This is a genomic window from Alcaligenes sp. SDU_A2, assembly GCF_038237375.1.
In the GTDB taxonomy this organism is placed as follows: Bacteria; Pseudomonadota; Gammaproteobacteria; order Burkholderiales; family Burkholderiaceae_B; genus Alcaligenes.
Map to the genome: position 1 here is coordinate 2,197,659 of NZ_CP151273.1, position 20,984 is coordinate 2,218,642.

A 20,984-nucleotide genomic window follows, 5' to 3' on the forward strand; every position below is an offset into this window, starting at 1 on the left:
GTCCGTGGGGACGGCCGCATATCTACACGCCGCGCGTCGACATCACCTGATCGATCAGGCCATAGGCCTGAGCATCTTCGGCTGCCATGAAGTTATCGCGCTCGGTATCCAGCTCGATCCGCTCGACCGGTTGTCCGCAGTTTGCGGCCAAAATACGGTTAAGACGTTCGCGCAGGCTGAGGATTTCCTTGGCCTGGATCTGGATGTCCGACGCCTGCCCTTGTGCACCGCCCGAAGGCTGATGAATCATGATGCGCGAATTGGGCAGTGCAAAGCGCTTGCCCTTCATGCCCGACGACAAGAGGAAAGCACCCATGCTGGCGGCCATGCCGGTACACAGTGTCGAGACTTCGGGTTTGACGAACTGCATCGTGTCGTAAATGGCCAGGCCGGCATACACCGAACCCCCAGGAGAGTTGATGTACAAGGAGATATCCTTGTCGGGATTCTCCGACTCCAGGAACAGCAACTGAGCCACGATCAGGTTGGCCGAATTGTCGTTGACAGGACCCACCAGAAAAATGATACGTTCCCGCAGCAGACGCGAGTAGATATCGTAGGACCGCTCACCGCGGCCGGACTGTTCGATCACGATGGGCACGTAGCCCAGCCCCGTGGGAGCCACCGAGTGGCCCCCGTTCATCGAGGCATAGAAGTCGACAAAGCTTGACGACATTTAGTTGGTCCCCATGATTTGGTCGAACGCCACCTCCTCGTCGGTCACCTTGGCATTGGACAGCACGTGCTCGACGACATTGTCTTCGAGTACGACTGCCTCGATCTCGGCGCGACGCTGGCGATCAGACAGGTAATAAGCCACCACCTGGGCGGGCTGTTCGTAATTCTGGGCGAACTCTTCGATACGGGCACGAACCTGCTCAGGCTTGGCTTGCAGATCGGCAGCCTTCACCAGCTCGGACACCAGCAGGCCCAGACGCACGCGGCGGGTGGACTCTTCCTGGAAAGCTTCGGCTGGAATAGGCATCTTGTCCGCATTGGGCACGCCGCGCTCTTTCAGTTCGGCGCGAGCCGACTCGATACGGCCTTGCACATCGTTGTCGACCAGCGCCTTGGGCACGTCGAATTCGTTGGCGGCCAGCAAAGCGTCCATGACGGCAGCTTTATTGCGGGCATGCACACGGGCCTTGATCTCGCGTTCGATATTGGCGCGCACATCGGCCAGCAAGGTGGCCACATCGCCTTCGGCCTGGCCGAGGGACTTGGCGAACTCGGCATCCAGCTCGGGCAATACGGGCTGAGCGACATCGGTAACGGTGATCTTGAATTCGGCGGTCTTGCCGGCGACTTCCTTGCCCGCGTAATCAGCAGGAAATTCCAGCGGGAATGTCTTGGATTCGCCTGCTTTCATGCCGGCAACGGCATTTTCGAACTCGGGCAGCATGCGGCCACGACCTTGCAGGTACTGGAAGCCTTCGGCGCTGCCGCCTTCAAAAGCCACGCCATCGATCGTGCCCACGAAGTCCAGGGTGATGCGATCATCTTCCTGGGCCTGGCGGTCGGCACTGGATTCGTAAGTGGCGCGCTGCTTGCGCAGAACATCCACTGTGCGCTGGATGTCCTCGTCGGACACAGGCGTGGCGGCGCGCTTGATTTCCAGAGCGGTCAGATCGGGCACCTGCACGTCAGGATAGACTTCGAAGGTCGCGGTAAATGCCATTGTGCCTTCAGCGGCTTCGCCTTCCTTGGCTTCAAGGCTAGGCGTGCCGGCTACGCGCAACTTGGCGTCCTGGAACACCTTGTCCAGGGCCTTGCCGATTTCTTCGTTGATGGCGTCGTAGCGGATGCCTGGGCCGTGACTGCGTTCGATAACGGACAACGGAGCCTTGCCTGGGCGAAAGCCTTGTACCTTGGCCGTACGAGCCACACGCTTGAGCTGGGCCTGGACTTGTTTTTCTACGTCGGCCACCGAAACGACCACATCGACTCGGCGCTCCAAGCCGGACAGAATTTCAACCTCGGGCTGCATTGAAGACCTATAAATTTAGTAATTGAAAAAGGTAATCCGGTATTTTACCGGAAAGTAGCACGGTAAATCCAAACCGGCGATCTATCAATCACTATTTTAGCCTGAGACAGACCGGCGCGACCGTTCGGAAGCCGGAGCACGTGGTGCCATCCGCGCACCCGCTGCCAACACAGCCGACGATGGGCGCGACCATCCCGGACAAGAAGCTGCGGGCAGGACAAAACACATGGGCAACGCTATCATCCCTTATTCTCGGCGACTTAGGCAAGATAAGCCATGCACACCCCCCTTCCCCTGAAAGGCATCCGCGTCCTGGAGCTGGGCCAACTAATTGCAGGCCCGTTTGCTGCCAAGATTCTGGGCGAATTCGGCGCCGAAATCATCAAGGTCGAGCCACCGCAAGGCGGTGACCCACTACGCAAATGGCGTCTGCTGCACAACGGCAATTCAGTCTGGTGGGAAGTCCAGTCGCGCAACAAACAATCCCTGGCGCTGGATTTGCGCGAACCCGAATGCCAGCAGATCGTGCGCCAGTTGGCCAGCCAATGTGACATCGTCATCGAAAATTTCCGACCTGGTGCGCTGGAGCAGTGGGGGCTGGGCTGGCACGATCTGCACGCACTACATCCGGGCCTGATCATGCTGCGCGTATCCGGGTATGGCCAGACCGGGCCCTATAAAGACAGACCGGGTTTTGGCGTGGTCGGCGAAGCCATGGGCGGACTGCGCCACCTGAGCGGCGAAGCAGGCCGCCCGCCTGTGCGCGTCGGCGTATCCATAGGCGATTCGCTGGCCGCCCTGCACGGAGTCATAGGCATCATGATGGCGTTACGACAGCGCGAGCAACATGACAGGCAAGGTCAATATATTGATGTGGCACTGTACGAATCCGTCTTCAACATGATGGAAAGCCTGCTGCCCGAGTACTCCGCTTTTGGCGCGGTGCGCGAACCAGCTGGCAGCAGTCTGCCCGGCATTACGCCCAGCAATGCGTACCTGTGCAAGGACGGCAAGTACGCACTGGTTGCCGGTAACGGCGACAGCATCTTCAAACGCCTGATGGCGGCCATTGGCCGCCCAGACATGGCCGCCAACCCCGACTATGCACATAACGACGGCCGGGCGCGCCACGCCGGCCTGATCGATGCCGCCATCGGTCACTGGACCAGTGCGCTGGAACTGGATCAGGTGCTGAGCATTCTGGAACAAGCCCGCGTGCCGGCCGGCCGGGTCTACGACATTGCCGACATCGCTGCCGACCCGCACTACCAGGCGCGTGACATGTTGCTTGATGCAACGCTGCCCGACGGCACAGCGCTGAAAGTGCCTGGTATCGTGCCGAAACTTAGCCGAAGCCCCGGCGGCATCCACCGCCCTGCCCCGCTGCTGGGTCAGGATACGCAGCACATCCTGGATACGCTGGGCGTGCCGGCCGAACAACAGCAGCGCTGGTTAGAGCGCGGCCTGATCGCCCAAAGCCCCGGACGGCGCTAAAACATACCCTGCCCGTGCTGTCCTGCCGTCCAGAGTCGCAAACGATTAGGGGAGACATGTCTTGCTTAGTTGGAAAAAGCGCGCTAGAATCGCTTTCTTTCGTTTTGCGAACGTGGCGGAATTGGTAGACGCACCAGATTTAGGTTCTGGCGCCGAGAGGTGTGAGAGTTCGAGTCTCTCCGTTCGCACCACAGAATGAAAACTGTTGATTCATAAAAATCAATTTTAAACAGAATCAACAACTGAGTCCCACCCCTGAAATCCGAACCCCGCTAAGCGCGTACCTCCGTCTCGGCACGCCGGACTGACATGCTATACATGGGCTAAAACCAGGCCCGATTGAGAGTGTGGCGCTCGACCCCATCACGCAAGCCAGCAACAACATCGACGCCGCTCCGCAGCGTGCGCAATGGTGCGCATGGAATCAACATAGACATCCTTGTCAACCGCCAAACCAAGGCTAAAAAATCGAAACAGCACAGAAACCTCAAAGAGACATTTTCAATGTTCTTTCTCGCGTGGCTGTTTTATTTTCATAGATTGGCTTAGAATCCAAACAATTTTGCGAAAAAACAAAGCGTTTGGCGGAGCATTTGATAGAAGACTTCGATTAGGCCTTGCACCGACCAAGCTTGTCTATTTTATATTTCACTTTGAGGAAAGTATGAGCGCCAATAACGGAGCTGTTCAAACCATGCTGTACGATGCCAACAAAAAAAGTGTCGGGGTTGCGTATCTTCTTTGGTTTTTCCTAGGTTCTCTTGGCGGTCACCGCTTCTATGCAGGAAAGACGGGCAGCGCCGTTGCCTTGCTGGCAACCACCATTCTCGGGTCCCTTTTGACTGTGGTAGGCGTAGGCCTGTTCCTGCTGGGGATTGTCGTTCTGTGGGTACTGATTGACGCCTTCCTGATTCCCGGCTGGATTCGCAGCACAAATACCTTGTTGGCCGCAACACTGACCAACAATAATGCAGCGCAATAAAACCGGACATTAACGCTGCGCGACATTCGCCCTCTTCTCTCTGCAGAAGCCTACTCAGCCATTTCGTCTGCATCAAAAAAATGAGATTAGGTTAATTTTTTGGGCGTAACATCGGGAGCCATTAATGGCTCCTTTTTTGTTGATATTGAACAGAGACATTGCACCATGCATAAACACGCAATCAACCTGGCCTTGGTCGCTCTTTTTTCCATGACCGTGCCGCTGACGGCACACAGCGCAGAGCATGTCTGCGTGAGCCAAGCCAAGAAAAGGGCCCACGAGCTGCTGTCATTTCATTCCGACAATGACGACAGAGTCGCCATTGACGACGAGGTAAAACAGATTCCGGGCATACGCAATCCCGCCAATCGGAAACAACGATTCGACGTGCTGGAAGTATGGGGCTATATCTACAAAGGGGAATACCGTATGCGTCTGATCTATGCCCAGATGCCAGGCTGCGTGCTGATGGGCGAAGAAGTGCTGCAACACGCCTCGCTGTAAGCGGCGCGCCCACCAAGGTTGGCACGCCTGCCACACACGCGCCTCGATTCAAGACTGCCGCCCCGCCGCCCCCAACACCCGCACATAGATCATTTCGGCCAGCAACTCGACCAAAGTCTGGGTCACAATGACAGCTGGCAAAACAGGGGTGGTCACGGGCACAGCCAAGGCCAAAGGCAGAATCACCAGTGAATTGCGCGTGGCCGAACTAAACGCGACAGCTCGACTGGCTGCGGCATCCAGCCGGGCGCTGCGCGCCAGCCCCCAGCCCAACAGCGGCGCGCCAATGGCAAACAAAATATAGACTGGCAACACGGCGACCACGGCCTTGCCGGCCACTCCAAGCCCAGGAGCCACTGCCGCTACGACAAGAAACAACACCAGGGCCATCGCGGGCACCGGAGCCAATCCCAGGCCGCGGCTTACACCAAGACCAATCCGATTGCGCGCAGCCAGCCACTGCGTCAGTGCAGCCAATACCAGAGGAACGAGGATCAGCCAGATCAAGGCATCCAGAAAAGGCGTTGCCTGTATATAGATAGCCATATCCGGGCCCAGGTATGCCGTTAAGTACATCGGCAACAGCAACATCTGTGCAAACAGCAAGACAGGCGTGCACGCTAACAAGGCGCGCGCATCGGCTCGACCCAGGTGAGCAAACGTCACCACATAGTCGATACACGGGGCTAGCAACACCAGCAGTACGCCCAAACGCAGCACTGGGTCGTCGGGCACCAAAGGAAGCAGCACGAACACCAGCGCGGGCACCAACAAAAAGTTCGCTAATAGCAGAACCAACATAAAGCGGAACTGGCCCAGGGCCCTACCTAGACTCCGAAGCGGCAACTGCAAAAAAGTGACGTAGAGCATAAAAGCCAGGGCCGGATTGATCAGACGCTCCAACACGGCCATCGGCGGCCCCTGCCAGGACAGGGCGGTTGCGGCTGCCACTGCGGCAAAGTAAATCCATATCTGCCTGGTTTCCAGGTTCTGGCGAATCTGATTCAAATGCATGCATGTTCCCGCCAAACGACGTCGAAGCGGCCACCTTACGTGTTCAGACCGGGCCACACAAGCTCACCCGCCCAAGCCGGCTCTTTGCACAGCAGATACAAACCCGCCAGACGGACAGGTCTTGTTGCGCATCAATGCGCGCGGCGCGCCTGCCAACGACCTTGTCCATCCGCATCATAAAAAGGGATGGTGAAATTCGCGCCCTGAGGCCCGAATGTCAATGACGCCTGGGAATCGACCAGCCCGGCCTCGCCCGCCGGCTCAAAAGCAAAGGTGTCGCCGTCCCAGTGACGCAGAGGAAAGCGCATTCTGCCCGGTCCCAACTCCAGCACCAGACCACCATTGAATGGCCTGATGGTCGCCGGACCGAAATACGGATTATCGTATTGGCCGATGTAGTGATCAAAGGCCTTGGCGTGCGCTGGATGCGCCGGTTTAAGCTTGCCCGACAAATCCGCCTGTGGCGTAAAAAAGCCCTGCATCGCACTGTGGTAAGCGGCATACCAATCCCGAGTCGGTTTGCCATACAACACGGTATCCACAAAAGTAGCCACTACAGACTCTGCCGCTCCAACCGGGGCCCCATTGCTAAGCACAACAATGCCTACGCCAGCGGAAGGAACAATGCGAAAAGAAGTACCGGCCCCCAGCAGAAACGCCCCCGAATGCCCCAAAGACACGCGCCCGCCCAATTCTGTATTGACGTTAAAACCGTAGCCGTAAAAACCACTGCGCGACATCATGTCCCCCGCCCGCGAGCTGAACGATTGGGGGGAAACCGCAGGCAACAAAGCATCAGGCTCCAGAATACGCTGCCCTTGGTAGAGTCCATCGGACAAGAGCAGCGCCATCCAGCGCGCCAAATCAAGCACATTGGACGATACGCCACCAGCCGCAGCCTGCGCATCGGCCTTACGTATCCCCACTGGGCTGAAACCGCCGTCCTTGTAGGCGTGCAATGCGGCACGGTTTTCGCGCCGAGCAAAATCGTCGTACCGGAAACTGCTGGACGCCATACCCAAGGGGCTGAACAAACGCTCCTGCGCCAGCGCTTCAAATGGTCGCCCTGCCGCTGCAGCCAGAGCCTGCGCCCCCACAGTGGTGCTGAAATTGGCGTAATGATAGGAACTGCGGAAACTGTCCAGCGGCAACTGTTCTAGCCGGGATAGGATATCTTCGCGTTGAAAACCAAGATCCTCCAGGTCGTCACCTGCTGCGCCGGGCAAACCGGTTCGATGCGCAAAAAAATCGCCTATCGTGGCATGCTGCGTGACATAAGCATCGCTCAAAGCAAAGCCGGGCAGGTAACGCCGGACCGGATCATTCCAAGAGAGTGTGCCATCGCTAATCGCGATAGCCGCCACGGTGGCGGATATGGATTTGGAGATAGAAGCTATCTGAAAGACCGTCTGCGCGTCGACATCCGCCTCTTCGCCTATACGACGTTTGCCATACCCTTGAGCCAGAACGGTCTTGTCACCCACCACGACTGCCACTGCCATGCCCGGCACCCCGCTGCGCCGCATGACGTCGCGCACGATGCTCGGCAAGTTCTGGATGGCCAATTCGCGGCTGCCGGCCGGCATGGCGACGACATCGGCCGCAGGATGCGCGGCTCCTTCGATGAGCACACTACTGGACCAGGCTGGCGCTGCGGCCAGCATCGCTAATAAACACGCACACCCGAATCGTCTGAACATGGCATTTCCCTCTTCTAAGTAGCCACACAGACCGATCTGCCCGGCACGCAAATGATACGTTGCCTTAGAAGTTGAAAACAACACATATTGACACAAACAAACGTTGAAAATGCCTGAGCAGCGCCAAATCGAACGTAAACCGCGCCTATTGTGCTAGAACACGACTTCCTGATTCAGGTAGGTAGAGAACAGCAAGGGCGGCACGGGCAAGCCTTGACTGGAAAGCGCCTGAGCCGTGACGCTAATATGACATAAGCCGTGACTGGATAAATGCATCAACATTTGCGCCCGCGTCATCAGCCCCCTGTCGCCATCGGTGTAGACAAATTCGATTTCTTCTTTGGCGCTGATGTCATCCAGTTGCCCGGCATAATCCACCAGCCATTCGTTCAGCGCTTCAGACAGGGCACAGAGCTCTTGCAAGGGCGGAAAGGTGGTGCTGACGGTGGACGTAAAGGCGCAGGGCTGGCCCAGCAAATGTCCCTTGAAGATCTGATCAACAATGTAATTGTGGTTCAGCCAGTACAGCGCGCGTTCGACCATCTCGGGCCGCTCAGCGTATTCGGGGGCCTGCAGCGCCGTATACATGCCCTTGTCCATCCACTGTTTATGTGCCATCAACTGAACAAGACCGGATGCCGCTTGACTCATGTTTGCTCCTCGGTGAACGATATAAACCCGCTTGCACCGATGGTAAGCCTGGAAATGCGCCACCCATCCGTCTGCTTCTTCAGTCAAGACCAGACCACTTCAAAGAGCCCCCCCCTCGCGCAGGGTTCAGTGACCCTTGCGCAGACGAGCTGCCGAAGCCCGATTCAAGTCGCGGGCTTCCTGTTCGGCATATTCGCGTTCACCGGCCTCATAACGCCCTTCGTGCATGCAACTGCTGCGATTCCACGTACATTGATTGAACAATCTGGGCGTACCCGACATAGCGGCCGAATCAGATCCGGCCCCCGACCCGCCAGACGAGCACGCCGCCAGCACAGTGGTAAAACCCAACACGACAATGGAGCGGCCCCATGTTTTCATGATCTTGTTCCTCTTTACAACACGTATTTCCGACTGGTTCTTATACCAGATCACCCACATCCGGCTCGAACCTGCTTGCACATGGATACAGTTCAAGTCGACTCATCCAAGCCAGCACAGTGAACCACGCCGCCCATCGAGCCATCGTTTAACGCCGAAGCCCATGTGCCGCTGGACATGGTCCTGCGACGCCAAACAAAGCAACGCCTTCGCGCACAGCCAAGCATGTAAGAGCAATGCGCGGCACGTCTCCGAACCAGGAAAGACGTATCCGGTTCCGCGCGAACAATAAGCCACCTTAGCAATTACCCTAAAAACAATAAATCGAAACAATAAGTCTCATTTTTTGGTGATACGATACGCGCACCTTTCAATTAAATAAAAAATAGAGACAAAAAGTGATGTTTTTCAAGAAACAAAAAACCATCTTGCTCGCTAGCCTTTGCCTGGCCTCTCCATTAAGCACTCAAGCCCAAGCCTATCCGGAACGCCCAGTAACCCTGATCGTCCCCTTTGTGGCCGGCGGTGCCTTCGATGTTGTCGCCCGCCTGGCGGCTGAACGCCTGCGCACAGAATTAGGGCAACAGGTCATTGTCGAAAACAAGCCCGGAGCCGGCGGCACTCTGGGCGGACGCATTGTTTCCCAAGCCAAAGCGGACGGCTACACCATCTTGCTGTCTGGCGTTGGTCCTATCTCGATTTCACCGGCCGTCTACAAAAATCTGGGCTACGATCCCGCCACGGCCCTGACCCCCGTTATCCAGCTGACCTCGTCTCCTTTCGTGCTGACCACCAGCTCCGCCTTTCCAGGCAATTCGGTTGCGCAGTTCGTTCAGTTTCTGAACGACAAACCCGGTGCTTACAATTACGCCTCTACCGGTAACGGAACACTGGTTCATCTGGCCGGCGAGTACTTCCGCGCCAGCACCCAAACCCAATTCGAGCACATTCCCTACGCCGGCGGTTCGCAGACCGCCCTGGCCTTGCTCAATGGCGAAGCCACCTTCTCGATCACCAACATCCCCAACGTTCTGACGCAAATCCAGGCCGGCAAGGTCAAAGCCCTGGCCACCACCGGCACACAGCGCCCTGCCGCCTTGCCCGATCTACCCACCATGACCGAGGCCGGCGTCAAGGACTTTGAGTTTTCTGGTTGGATAGGCGTCTTCGCCCCGGCCGGCACACCCGATGATGTGGTCGTCACACTTAATGCTGCGTTCAACAAAGCCATCAGTGATCCGCAGATGAAAACTCGCCTGCAACAACAAGGCGATGAGGTTGCCGGCGGCACAGCCGGGCAGTTCAAGCAGTTCGTAGCCCAAAGCGACGCCAAATGGAAAGCCGTGGCGACCCAGGCTGGCGTTTCCATAGATTGAGACCGAGATGCCCTGCAAATACAATACCTTGAAAGAGCGCATCGGTCGGGACGAACGCTTGATCGGCCTGTGGTGCTCGTTGACCAGCGCCACCGCCGTCGAACTGCTGTCCACGACCCGATACGACTGGTTCCTGCTGGACATGGAACACGCCCCCAACAGCCTGGGCAGCATCATCGAGCAGTTGCGGGTGCTGGACTCCTCTGACATCAGCGGCTTTATCCGTCCCCCCGGCAACGATCCGGTCACCATCAAGCGTCTGCTCGATGCAGGTGCCAAGAACCTGCTTTTCCCCTACGTCGAAACGCGTGAACAGGCGCAGGCCATTATCCGCGCCACTCGATACGCGCCTGACGGCATACGGGGTGTTTCCACAGCCGGACGTGCGGCCTGGTACGGCCAGAATCCCGACTACTTGGCCAACGCCGCCAAAGAGTTGGTGATCGCTATTCAGATCGAAACCACGGGTGCCTTAAAGGCCCTGCCCAACCTGCTCGATCTACCCGAAATAGATCTGTTGTTCTTCGGCCCTGCAGACCTGTCCGCCGACATGGGGCTGCTGGGCCAAGCCGAACACCCACGCGTCCAGGCGGCCATTCTGGACGGGATACGACAGGTCAAGGCGGCTGGGAAAATGGCCGGCGTGCTGGCCCCCAATCTGCATATCGCCCGTCAGTACTATCAGGCCGGAGCCCGCCTGATCGCCGTAGGCAGCGATTTGCAAAGTCTGTACACGGCAGCCCGCCATCTGCTGGATGCCGCACACGAGCAACTGGCTTGACCCAGACGGGCAACAAGCGCACAGGCGCGTTATTGGGATGAAGGCAGCAAATGCATGCCGGTGCGGCGGACAAACTCCGCGTAGCTGATCGGCGGCCCAACCTTGGCACCAGCATCGTTCGCTTGCCAATGCACCCAGGATCGGCGTGTAGCGGCGTCATACACCAGCTTGAACACGTGGCTGGGTACCGCTACGCGCCCGTCCCCTATCGTAGCCGGACCTGCGGCATAGACCGGTCCGGTAAAGACATAGACATCTGCAGCAGCACGCAACACATACTTGCGCGTATCGCCTTCGATCTGATTCCAGGGGCCGCCATTCTGGATCTGATTTTGCGGCACCATATTGGCCAGGGAAAAACTCTGCGCCATCCCTTGTTCGCTACTCATATCGCCGGCAGGTGCCATATGACCGCGTGAATACCCCGACCCCCGGTAGTCCGACAATTCGGCCCGCTCGGAGGCGGGCAAGCGGGCTTCGGCATAAAACTTGTCCGTACGCTTGATGCTCTGAGCGGCCTGCACCATACGCCGATTCAGGCGCTGCGCCACAAACACGGGTGTCTTGGTCTGTCCGCTGTGCAAAATGGCAAAGTCGCTAAAACACAGTTCCCGCATGGTATAGGCTGCGGGAACCACAGGCGGCTTGCCAGGAAAAAACTGCGTGCATTGGGCGAACGACGTCTGAACATAGCCATTGACCGGTACGGCGGGGGGGCTGACATCCGCTGACGGCAACGGCCATTCTATTCGGGCCAGAACCTGATCCAGCCCAGCCCATTCCCGCAACTGAGGGTCAATAGCGCAACTGGCTGCCCCGAACGCCACCAGCGCCGACGCCAGCGTCGATCGTATGAACCGTCTGAACCCCGAATGCCCTGCTGTTTTCCTGCTCGATGATCTTTTTCTTGCGACTGTTTTTTTCTTTCTACTCATACCGCTCGTGCTGAAATAATGCTTTTGACCTGCATCGTCGTGCAGGCAGCACACAGATTATAAGCAGGCTGATAATGGCACTTTTCCGCTACCTGCCTTGCAATTGTAATAGTTGCTACAAAACACAGAAACAGAAACAAATCCACACAGCGTCATTCATGGGTAATCAGCCCGCCGATACGCTTTTCACGCAGATTCTCAGAGAGTCAGACTATAAAGAACAGAAAACAAGACCATGCAGATTTGAATGCATCACAGACTTTTCCATGAGTTATTTTTATAGTAGAACATTTTCTGTTACAATGGTGCCTTTCCTTTACTATTGAAACAACAGCGCCATCTTGCTGATCATGACCCCCAGGAACCTGATTTTTGGCCTTTGCGCCACGCTGCTTGCCCTTTGGTTTCTTCCTTTCGCCCACATCCACAACAACCTGATGCAACATTCGCATGCCTATTCAGGATGGAGCGCGGGATTCTTCAGTTTTATGCTGCCCCTGTCGACGTTGGCCGTCGCCAGCCTGATATGGGCCGACAAGATCCGGTTTGCCTGGTTTGCCATGGCAGCCCATATCGGCATTTTTGCCTCCACCATCAAAAGCATCTGCGAAAAGTCGCTTTTGTTCTCTAAGGTCTGTGGCATGGGCGTATCGTTTTCCTACGGCTCCATCATCTATGGTTTGTGTACGGCTGCGCTGTGCGTCGTGCTTCTGACTTACCAAAAACCGACCAGAAGTTAAGTAATACAAGGGCTCTGCCCTTCAGGCTGCTGACAAACCCAGCTGTTACACCCGTATCTGTTGATTCAGCCCAAACATATGCTCGGGCTGTCAGGCGAACACATCCCTATATCGCGTTCGGTCGTTGAGCGAAGCAGAAACGACATCGAAGAAGGTGAGTCCGGCGGCCCTGAGTCGGCGGGCTGGGGCCTTCGCCCGCGCTGCGCGCCGGTTCCCTTGCCGGCTGGCCGGGACAGGCACCCCGTTAACTCGCCGCGTGGTTCGTGCCGAACCACAAGCGCGCGTCTCAAACAGAACGGGGCTTGCCCCCTGTCCCGGCCAGCCGTCGGCGGCGAACGCCCTGACTCGCCCGCCGACTCAGGGCCGCCGAACTCACCCGAGCAACATGATGGTTTCAGGCCCACGGCCCATCGACCAACCCTACTAGGCGGGAGCTCTCTCGGTCCCCCCTAGTCTTGCTATCCGTGCATCACCCATAGACCAAGGGTTGAAATCTAGGCCATCAAGGCTTCGAGCCGCTCAAGACGCGAGCTGACCGGGGCAGGCGGGTCGGATGGCTTGCCGCAGACGGGGTGCGAGGACGGGAGGCACGTGTCGTGCTGTTTGACGGCGGCGCTTGTTGCTTGTCCGGCGGACAAGCAACCCGCCGGAGTTCACGACCCGCCCGGCCCCGCGAACCGACCAGGGCACCGGCGCGCAACGCCGGCAAGCCGTCAGCCTGCCCCGTTCAGCTCGCGCCTTGAGCGGCGTCTATAGAAAACCGGTTCGGCAATGAACATCGGCAGCCGAACGTAATGCAAAAAGAAGCCAGCCCACATTCAAGGGCTGGCAAGAGGATTTTACGCAAGGGTTTGTCAGCAGTCTGACAAGGGCTCTGCCCTTACGGTTTCTCCGCCCGTTCATGCATGACCATGATGGTTTGCTGCATCATGGCGCACAGGCTTTCTTGGCCATCCCGCACCGCAAACACCTCGGCCCGCGTCACAATCAGGCTGCGGCCTGGCCGCAGCACCGTGCCTCGGGCGATCAACACCTGTCCCTGCGCCGGTGCCATGAAATTGACCTTGTACTCCACGCTCAACACGGAAGCCCCAAGCGGGGCCAATGTCATGGCGGCATACCCGGCGGCTGAATCAGCAATCATGCCCACTACACCGCCATGCACAAAACCATGCTGCTGTTGTACTCCGCTCCAATGCGGCAAATGGATTTCCACCAGACCCGATTGCACCACCGGCATGCTGGCACGGATCAGCGACATCGCCTGTTGACGGTCAAAACTGGCCTGTACCGCCTCGGCCACGCGCACGTCCAGGGCCGGATGGGCGGCCTGGCCAGAAAAATGCTGAGACATAATAGAATCCTGATCCATCCGGCCGGCATCCGCTTCAGAACGGCCAGAACATGGGAATGAAGGTCACGCCCAGAATCCAGAAAATCAGATTCAAGGGCAGGCCCACTTTGACGAAGTCGATAAAGCGATAACCACCCGCACCATAAACCATCGTATTAGTCTGATACCCCACAGGCGTGGCAAAGCTAGTCGAGGCAGCAAACGTAATGGCAACCAGGAAAGGAGTGGCATCAACATCCAGCATCCGGGCAGTGGACATGCCTATCGGGGTCAGCAGCACAGCGGCAGCGGCATTGCTCATGAACTCGGTCAGCACCAGTGCCATCAAGTAGACCGTTGCCAGCGCCACCCAAGGCCCGAAAGAACGAACCATGCCCACCGTGTTGTCGACCAGATACTGCGCTGCGCCGGTTTCACTCATGGCCACCCCTAAGGGCAAAAGGCCAGCCAGCAAAATAATGATGCGCCAGTCGATGGCATCGTAGACGTCATCGGCGTTCAGACAGCCGGCCATCGTCATGGCCACGGCACCAGCCAAGGAGGTGATGGCAATAGGCATCCAGCCCAGCGCCGGCACCACAATCACCAAGGCCATGGTCAACAGCGCGAACGGCGCACGCCACCCCATCGGTTTCTCGGCCTCGCGCTCGGACAGCACAATAATGTTGTGGTCGGCGCGCAAGGCGGCGGCCTGCGACGCCGGTGTCAGCATCAGCAGGATATCGCCGACCCGCAAGCGCACATCGCGCAGCTTGTCGCGCAAGACCTGTCCACGCCGGTGTATGCCCAGCACCGTCGCCTGATGGTGCCAGCGCGGGTCCAGCGTGCCCAAGGTACGGCCACTGATGCGAGAGCGCGGAGCGATCATGACCTCGGTCAGCACCTGGTCCACTTCCTCGAACGATCGTTGCTGCAATTTAAACTGCGGGTCCACCTCCAGCCCCGCCTCCTTGCGCAACTCATCCAGCTTGCTCCAGTCCCCCCGGGCCAACAGCACATCGCCTTCTTGCAGTTGTTGCGCGCGTGGTGCCCAGGCCTTGTCATCGCCACGCAACAACTCGAGCACGAAAACGCCGTACTGTTCGCCCAGCTTGGCCTCTGCCACCGAGGTCCCGATGAGAGAAGAATCGGGCATGACGCGCAATTCCGTAATGTATTTGCCCAGCTCGTAATGTTCGACCAGCTCGGCCCCGCGTGTATCAGGCAGCAGCCAGCGCCCGACCGTCAGCAAATACAAACAGCCCGCCGCAAGGCAGATCAGGCCCAATGCGGTGAACTCGAACATGGTGAAACCCGGATGCCCCAGATCGCGGGCCATGGCATTGACCAACAAATTGGTCGACGTCCCCACCAGGGTGCAAACGCCTGCCATCTGCGACACATAGGACAAGGGTATCAACGCTTTGGAGGCCGACATGCCGATACTGGCTGTGGCCGCAATGACAATAGGCATGAAAACCGCCACCACCGCCGTATTGTTCACGAACGGCGCAATGACGGCCAACACCAGGAACAGGATCAGCAAAAACTGAAACGGCGAACGCGCCTTGCCCAGCAAACGCCCTATGCCCGACAAGGCACCACTGTTTTGCAGGCCGGCCGCCAGCACGAACATGGCTGCCACGGTAATCGTGGCGGGGTTGCTAAATCCCCCCAGGGCCTGCTGCGGCGTCACCAATCCGGCGATGGCCAGGCTGGACAATACCAACAGGGCCAAGGCATCGATTCTGATTTTCTCGCTGGCAAACAAAACCACCGCTACCAAAGCGATGCCCAATACAACTGCGATCTCCAGGGTCATGCCGCCATGCCTCCGTTAGTGGGCATTTCGTGTCATACACGCCATCGTTCCATGCTGGGCTGCCAGCGCCTAAAAAGTACCACGCCTTGCGTCCCCTGAAAAATTATACATAGGGCTAGCCAGCCGCCCGTCCGCTCCCGATGGTGCCCAAAACCTTCGGAGGCCATACCGAAAAAGATAAAATCATGGCCGCGACACGCTCGACTCGGTTATCCTTTTGGCTTGATTAAACCGTGGCCGCACCGGCGGCAAGCGCGTCCGACGCGTTTTCTCGTCGCCGCCAGCGGCCTGACTCGACCCAGAGCCTAGACCATGAGCGATCTTCAACGTCTGATCGACCAAGCGTGGGAAAACCGCGCTTGCCTTTCTCCCGCCCAGCACAGCCCGGAACTTCGGGCGGCCATCCATACCGTCATCGAAAAACTGGACTATGGCTCTTTGCGCGTGGCAGAAAAGGTCGACGGCGACTGGATCGTGCACGATTGGATCAAAAAAGCCATTTTGCTGTCCTTTCGCCTGAACGAGAACCGTGTCATGGGCGCGCAACCCGCCCCCTTTTATGACAAGGTGCCGCTGAAGTTCGAGCAGTATGATCAGGCCGCCTTTGCGCAAGCGGGCTTTCGGGCCGTGCCCGGTGCCGTGGTGCGCCAAGGCTCCTATGTTGCTCCGGACGTGGTGCTGATGCCCTCCTTTGTGAACATCGGCGCATATGTCGGCGAAGGCACGATGGTCGATACCTGGGCGACCGTCGGCTCCTGCGCGCAGATCGGCAAGCACGTCCATCTGTCCGGCGGCGTAGGCATAGGCGGAGTGCTCGAACCACTGCAGGCCAACCCCACCATCATCGAGGACAACTGCTTTATCGGCGCGCGCTCCGAAGTCGTGGAAGGGGTCGTCGTAGAAGAAAACTCGGTACTGGCCATGGGCGTGTTCCTGTCGCAAAGCACCAAGATCTACGAGCGCGAAACCGGCAAGATCTATCAAGGCCGAGTCCCGGCCGGATCAGTGGTGGTACCCGGCTCCTTGCCTTCCGAGGACGGGCGCTACAGCCTGGCCTGCGCCATTATCGTCAAGCGCGTGGACGCCCGCACGCGCGCCAAAACCAGTATCAACGATTTACTTCGCGCCTGAACATGAGCACCGACCACTCCGTACTAAGCACTCTTGAAGATCTGATCGCCCGCCCTTCCGTGACGCCGGACGACGCCGACTGCCAGCAATGGCTGGGCGAACGCCTGGCCCGCGCGGGCTTTACCCTGGAGTCGCTGCCCAGCGGCCCGGTACGCAATCTGTGGGCCCGAAAAGGCACGCAAGCACCGCTATTTGTCTTTGCCGGTCATACGGATGTGGTCCCCCCTGGGCCGGAACAGGCTTGGGACTCCCCCCCCTTTGAACCCGTCATTCGCGACGGTCAGCTCTATGGCCGCGGCGCTGCCGACATGAAGGCATCCATTGCCGCTTTCCTGCATGCGGCCGAAGAGTTCATCCAAGCCCGCCCGGACCATGCCGGCTCCATCGCGCTCTTGCTGACCTCGGACGAGGAAGGCCCGGCCATCGACGGCACCGTCCATGTCTGCCGCGTGCTGCAGGAACGCGGCGAACTGCCTGACTACTGCGTAGTAGGCGAACCGACCAGCGCCCGTCAGTTGGGCGACACCATCAAGAACGGACGGCGTGGTTCGCTATCGGGCCATCTGGTAGTGCAGGGTCGCCAAGGCCACGTTGCCTATCCGCAATTGGCGCGTAACCCCGTGCATCTGGCCGCTCCCGCCTTGACCGAGCTGACCGAGCGCATGTGGGATGCAGGCAATATGGATTTTCCGCCCACCACCTTCCAGATTTCCAACATCCATGCCGGAACCGGAGCAAGCAACGTCATCCCGGGCCACCTGGACGTGCATTTCAATTTCCGCTTTTCCACCGAGCAGACGCCGGCTGGCCTGCAAGCGGAAGTAGAGTCCATTTTGCGCCGCCACGGACTGGAATTTACTCTGGCCTGGACAGTCGGCGGCGAACCCTTCCTGACCGAAGAAGGCGTGCTGAGCCAGGCTCTGGCACAGGCCATCGAAGCCGAAACCGACGTACAACCCGAGCTGTCCACCACCGGCGGCACCTCGGACGGGCGTTTTATCGCTAAAATCTGCCCCCAGGTCGTGGAGTTCGGGCCACTGAACGCCAGCATCCATCAGGTCAACGAGCATGTTGCCGTCGCCGACCTGGAACCATTAAAGAATATCTACCGCCGCACACTGGAAACCCTGCTTTGCTAAGTCCCACCATCGAATCTTCCGCCCTGCTGGCTGCCCAACAGGAACTGCGCACCGTGCGCGATGTGCTGCGCTGGTCAGTCAGCCAATTGAACCGCTGCGGCGTGGCCTTTGGCCACGGCAGCGACAATGCCTGGGACGAAGCCGCCTACCTGCTGCTGCACACCCTGCACCTGCCGCTGGACACGCTGGAGCCCTACCTGGACGCACGCTTACTGCCCAGCGAACGCGAACAGTTCCTGGCACTGATCGCCCGCCGCTGTAACGAACGCCTGCCTGCTGCTTATCTGACCGGCGAGGCCTGGTTGCAAGGCCATCGCTTTCGCGTCACGACCGACACGATCGTACCGCGTTCGCCTATCGCCGAATTGCTGTCCGAACAGTTGCACCCCTGGGTGACCGATCCCGACGCCGTCTACAAAGCCCTGGATCTGTGCACCGGCTCGGGCTGCCTGGCCATATTGACCGCGCTGGCGTTCCCCCAAGCCCTGGTCGACGCCGTAGACCTGTCCGACGCCGCGCTGGCCGTGGCCCAGTCCAATGTCGATGATTTTGACCTGAACGATCGGGTGACGCTGTATAAAAGCGACTTGTTCGACCAATTGCCAGACGCCGCCTACGACCTGATCGTCTGCAATCCACCTTATGTCAATGAATCGTCCATGCAGCTTTTGCCCCGGGAGTATGTGCACGAGCCTCGCCAGGCCCTGGCCGGCGGAGACGACGGCATGGATCTGGTGCGCCGTATTCTGCAGGCCGCGCCCGACTTCCTGACCCCCGACGGCGTGCTGGTGCTGGAAATCGGCCATGAATACGACAATTTCGTCGCCGCCTTCCCCGAACTGGAACCGGTCTGGCTAAGCACCGAAACCGCCGAAGACCAGATCCTGCTGCTGACCCGGGAGCAACTGGCTCCGTGATACGCGCAACTGGAATCACGCTGCGGCGCGGCGTCAAGGTACTGCTGGAAAACACCGAATTCATCGTCAACCCAGGCGAGCGCTTGGGGATTGTCGGCAAGAACGGTGCCGGCAAATCCTCGCTATTCGCTCTGCTGCAAGGCGAGCTGGACCTGGATGCGGGCGAACTGAGCCTTCCCGACGCCTGGCAAGTAGCCAGCGTGCGTCAGACCATTCCAGATCGCAACCGGCCTGCGCGCGAATTTGTCATCGACGGCGACGAACGCCTGCGCGCCCTGCAACAAGCCCGCGCCGATACGCCCGACTCGGACGGCCAAGGCATTGCCGAGCTGGAAAATGCGCTGGTGGAAGCGGATGCCTGGTCGGCACCCTCGCGGGCCGAACAATTACTGGCCGGTCTGGGTTTTCGTCCTGACCAATGGATGCTGCCGGTGCGTGATTTTTCGGGCGGCTGGCAAATGCGTCTGTCGCTGGCACGGGCCCTGATGGCCCCTTCCGACCTGCTGCTGCTAGACGAGCCAACCAACCACTTGGATCTGGACGCTATGCTGTGGCTGGAGCGCTGGCTGGCCTCCTACCCGGGAACGGTCCTGCTGATTTCACACGACACCGAGTTTCTGGATGCCGTGGCCCGCTCCATCCTGCATCTGGATCAGGGCAAGTTGGTGCGCTATAAAGGCGGCTACAACGACTTTCTGGTTCAACGCGCGGAGCGTGTGCAGCAAAGCCAGATCGCCTACGAACGCCAGACACGCGAAGCAGCCCGGCTGCAAGGCTTTATCGATCGCTTCAAAGCACAGGCCACCAAAGCCAAGCAGGCCCAAAGCCGGGTCAAGGCTCTGGCCCGCATGCAGACCCTGGCCCCGCTGCGCGTGGAATCCGGCGTATCCATACGCCTGCCCTCGCCTGACTATACCCCTGACCCCTTGCTGACGCTGGAGCAAGCCGATCTAGGCTACGCCGACCATGCCGCCCCCATCCTGAGCCAAGTACGGCTGATGGTGCGCGGCGGCGCGCGCGTCGGCGTGCTGGGCATGAACGGCGCGGGTAAATCCACCCTGGTCAAAACACTGGCCGGCAAGCTGGCCCCCATACGCGGCGAACGGCTGGAATCCAAAGGATTGGTCATTGGCTATTTTGCGCAGCACCAGCTTGACTCCATCGACCCGGACTCCACTCCGCTGCAGCACCTGGCACGCCTGGCTCCCGATACCCGCGAACAGGAGCTACGTAACTACCTGGGTTCATTTGGCTTTAGCGGCGACATGGCCTCCAGCGTCACCGCGCCTTTTTCCGGCGGCGAAAAAGCCCGTCTGGCCCTGGCGCTGATCGTCTGGCAAAAGCCCAATCTGCTGCTGCTGGACGAACCGACCAACCACCTGGACGTTGACACCCGCGAAGCACTGGCCGACGCCTTGGCGGACTACGGCGGCAGTGTGCTGTTGGTATCGCACGACCGGCACCTGCTGCGTTCCACGGTCGATTCGTTCTGGATCGTGGCCGACGGCCAAGTGCAGGAATTTGACGGCGACCTGGAGGACTACCGTGACTGGTTGCTGGCACGCAGCGCCCAGGCTCGCTCCGCGGCCCGCCAGGAAACTCGCACCGAGGACGGCGAGGTCGTGGACCGTAAGGCCCAACGCCGCCAGGAAGCTGAACTACGCCAGCGCCAGGCCCAGCAGCGCAAGCCCTTGGAGGCACGCCTGAAAAAGGTGGAAACCGCCATGGACAAGGCCGGCACGCGCCTGCAGGAACTGGACGCCTTGATGCAAGACCCGGATTTCTATTCGGACGCCTACAAGGACCAACGCCCGGCCTTGATGGCAGAGCATGGCGAACTAGGCAAAGAACGCGATACGTTGGAGGAAGAGTGGCTGGAACTGCAAGAAGCCATTGAGCACATCAACCAGCAGACATAGAACGATGCTGGCACAGCCGAGCCGTCAGCGTCGGCCCTGAAAAATACGCGGCTGGCGCTAAGCCTGGATGATACGCGTATCGCACGGCACAACGGGATGCCGTTATGCAAGGCGCAGCGGCGCTAAAGCAGTAAAAAAAAGCTCCCGGTCGGGAGCTTTTTTTACGATGCATCAGATG

General features: G+C 58.9%; 19 protein-coding genes and 1 tRNA gene. 11 read left to right on the plus strand and 9 right to left on the minus strand.

Annotated features, from left to right (window positions below):
- Window positions 1-22: 22 nt before the first annotated feature.
- Together clpP and tig are read right to left on the minus strand one after the other, a co-directional pair.
- Complete coding sequence (clpP, locus tag AADW57_RS10230) at window positions 23-676, minus strand: ATP-dependent Clp endopeptidase proteolytic subunit ClpP (RefSeq protein ID WP_341666792.1); 654 nt, start codon at window positions 674-676, stop codon at window positions 23-25.
- Entirely contained in the window at window positions 677-1,987 is a 1,311-nt protein-coding gene (gene tig / locus AADW57_RS10235; protein ID WP_341666793.1) for a trigger factor, read from the minus strand.
- A gap of 276 nt (window positions 1,988-2,263) precedes the next feature.
- Between tig and AADW57_RS10240 the strand changes: the two genes are divergently transcribed.
- The 4 genes from AADW57_RS10240 (at window position 2,264) to AADW57_RS10255 (ending at window position 4,967) form a co-directional block, all read left to right on the plus strand.
- A complete protein-coding gene (locus tag AADW57_RS10240; RefSeq protein WP_341666794.1) occupies window positions 2,264-3,481 on the plus strand; it encodes a CaiB/BaiF CoA transferase family protein in 1,218 nt (405 codons plus the stop codon).
- A gap of 106 nt (window positions 3,482-3,587) precedes the next feature.
- Window positions 3,588-3,672: transfer RNA gene (locus AADW57_RS10245), tRNA-Leu, on the plus strand.
- A gap of 473 nt (window positions 3,673-4,145) precedes the next feature.
- Window positions 4,146-4,463, plus strand: coding sequence for a TM2 domain-containing protein (locus AADW57_RS10250; protein WP_341666795.1), 318 nt, complete (start codon window positions 4,146-4,148; stop codon window positions 4,461-4,463).
- Between the two features lie 165 nt (window positions 4,464-4,628).
- On the plus strand, window positions 4,629-4,967 hold the full coding sequence (locus AADW57_RS10255) for a hypothetical protein (RefSeq protein WP_341666796.1): 339 nt from the start codon (window positions 4,629-4,631) through the stop codon (window positions 4,965-4,967).
- Window positions 4,968-5,015: 48 nt separating this feature from the next.
- Here the strand turns inward: AADW57_RS10255 and AADW57_RS10260 are convergent, their stop codons facing one another.
- The 4 genes from AADW57_RS10260 to AADW57_RS10275 all read right to left on the minus strand — a co-directional run bounded on the left by AADW57_RS10260 (window position 5,016) and on the right by AADW57_RS10275 (window position 8,713).
- On the minus strand, window positions 5,016-5,981 hold the full coding sequence (locus AADW57_RS10260) for an arsenic resistance protein (protein ID WP_341666797.1): 966 nt from the start codon (window positions 5,979-5,981) through the stop codon (window positions 5,016-5,018).
- Between the two features lie 131 nt (window positions 5,982-6,112).
- Window positions 6,113-7,681 carry a serine hydrolase gene (locus AADW57_RS10265; protein WP_341666798.1) on the minus strand — a complete coding sequence of 523 codons (1,569 nt, stop codon included), beginning with the start codon at window positions 7,679-7,681 and terminating at the stop codon, window positions 6,113-6,115.
- Between the two features lie 153 nt (window positions 7,682-7,834).
- Window positions 7,835-8,332: a DinB family protein gene (locus AADW57_RS10270; RefSeq protein WP_341666799.1), complete on the minus strand. Its 498-nt coding sequence runs from the start codon at window positions 8,330-8,332 to the stop codon at window positions 7,835-7,837.
- Window positions 8,333-8,458: 126 nt separating this feature from the next.
- Window positions 8,459-8,713 (minus strand): hypothetical protein, encoded by a 255-nt coding sequence (locus AADW57_RS10275; protein ID WP_341666800.1) that lies wholly within the window; start codon window positions 8,711-8,713, stop codon window positions 8,459-8,461.
- 428 nt (window positions 8,714-9,141) lie between these two features.
- Between AADW57_RS10275 and AADW57_RS10280 the strand changes: the two genes are divergently transcribed.
- On the plus strand, window positions 9,142-10,089 hold the full coding sequence (locus AADW57_RS10280) for a Bug family tripartite tricarboxylate transporter substrate binding protein (protein WP_341666801.1): 948 nt from the start codon (window positions 9,142-9,144) through the stop codon (window positions 10,087-10,089).
- A 7-nt stretch (window positions 10,090-10,096) separates the two neighbouring features.
- Window positions 10,097-10,870, plus strand: coding sequence for an HpcH/HpaI aldolase family protein (locus AADW57_RS10285; protein WP_341666802.1), 774 nt, complete (start codon window positions 10,097-10,099; stop codon window positions 10,868-10,870).
- A 29-nt stretch (window positions 10,871-10,899) separates the two neighbouring features.
- Here AADW57_RS10285 and AADW57_RS10290 read toward each other — a convergent pair whose 3' ends face one another.
- Complete coding sequence (locus tag AADW57_RS10290; protein WP_341666803.1) at window positions 10,900-11,805, minus strand: DNA/RNA non-specific endonuclease; 906 nt, start codon at window positions 11,803-11,805, stop codon at window positions 10,900-10,902.
- A 341-nt stretch (window positions 11,806-12,146) separates the two neighbouring features.
- Between AADW57_RS10290 and AADW57_RS10295 the strand changes: the two genes are divergently transcribed.
- Window positions 12,147-12,545, plus strand: a complete 399-nt coding sequence (locus tag AADW57_RS10295; RefSeq protein WP_341666804.1) for a DUF202 domain-containing protein — start codon at window positions 12,147-12,149, stop codon at window positions 12,543-12,545.
- A gap of 880 nt (window positions 12,546-13,425) precedes the next feature.
- Here the strand turns inward: AADW57_RS10295 and AADW57_RS10300 are convergent.
- Both AADW57_RS10300 and AADW57_RS10305 read right to left on the minus strand, forming a co-directional pair.
- The gene (locus AADW57_RS10300) at window positions 13,426-13,899 is read right to left on the minus strand and encodes a PaaI family thioesterase (protein ID WP_341666805.1); all 474 of its coding nucleotides are present in this window, start codon (window positions 13,897-13,899) and stop codon (window positions 13,426-13,428) included.
- 34 nt (window positions 13,900-13,933) lie between these two features.
- Complete coding sequence (locus AADW57_RS10305) at window positions 13,934-15,700, minus strand: SLC13 family permease (RefSeq protein ID WP_341666806.1); 1,767 nt, start codon at window positions 15,698-15,700, stop codon at window positions 13,934-13,936.
- 312 nt (window positions 15,701-16,012) lie between these two features.
- Between AADW57_RS10305 and dapD the strand changes: the two genes are divergently transcribed.
- The 4 genes from dapD to AADW57_RS10325 are packed head-to-tail and all read left to right on the plus strand — an operon-like array spanning window position 16,013 to window position 20,806.
- Window positions 16,013-16,831: a 2,3,4,5-tetrahydropyridine-2,6-dicarboxylate N-succinyltransferase gene (dapD, locus tag AADW57_RS10310; RefSeq protein ID WP_341666807.1), complete on the plus strand. Its 819-nt coding sequence runs from the start codon at window positions 16,013-16,015 to the stop codon at window positions 16,829-16,831.
- 2 nt (window positions 16,832-16,833) lie between these two features.
- Entirely contained in the window at window positions 16,834-17,970 is a 1,137-nt protein-coding gene (dapE, locus tag AADW57_RS10315; RefSeq protein ID WP_341666808.1) for a succinyl-diaminopimelate desuccinylase, read from the plus strand.
- Window positions 17,964-18,887 carry a 50S ribosomal protein L3 N(5)-glutamine methyltransferase gene (prmB, locus tag AADW57_RS10320; protein WP_341666809.1) on the plus strand — a complete coding sequence of 308 codons (924 nt, stop codon included), beginning with the start codon at window positions 17,964-17,966 and terminating at the stop codon, window positions 18,885-18,887. Before dapE ends, prmB begins: the two co-directional genes overlap by 7 nt.
- Window positions 18,884-20,806 (plus strand): ABC-F family ATP-binding cassette domain-containing protein, encoded by a 1,923-nt coding sequence (locus AADW57_RS10325; RefSeq protein WP_341666810.1) that lies wholly within the window; start codon window positions 18,884-18,886, stop codon window positions 20,804-20,806. The genes prmB and AADW57_RS10325 overlap by 4 nt, the downstream gene beginning before the upstream one ends.
- Window positions 20,807-20,984 lie beyond the last annotated feature (178 nt).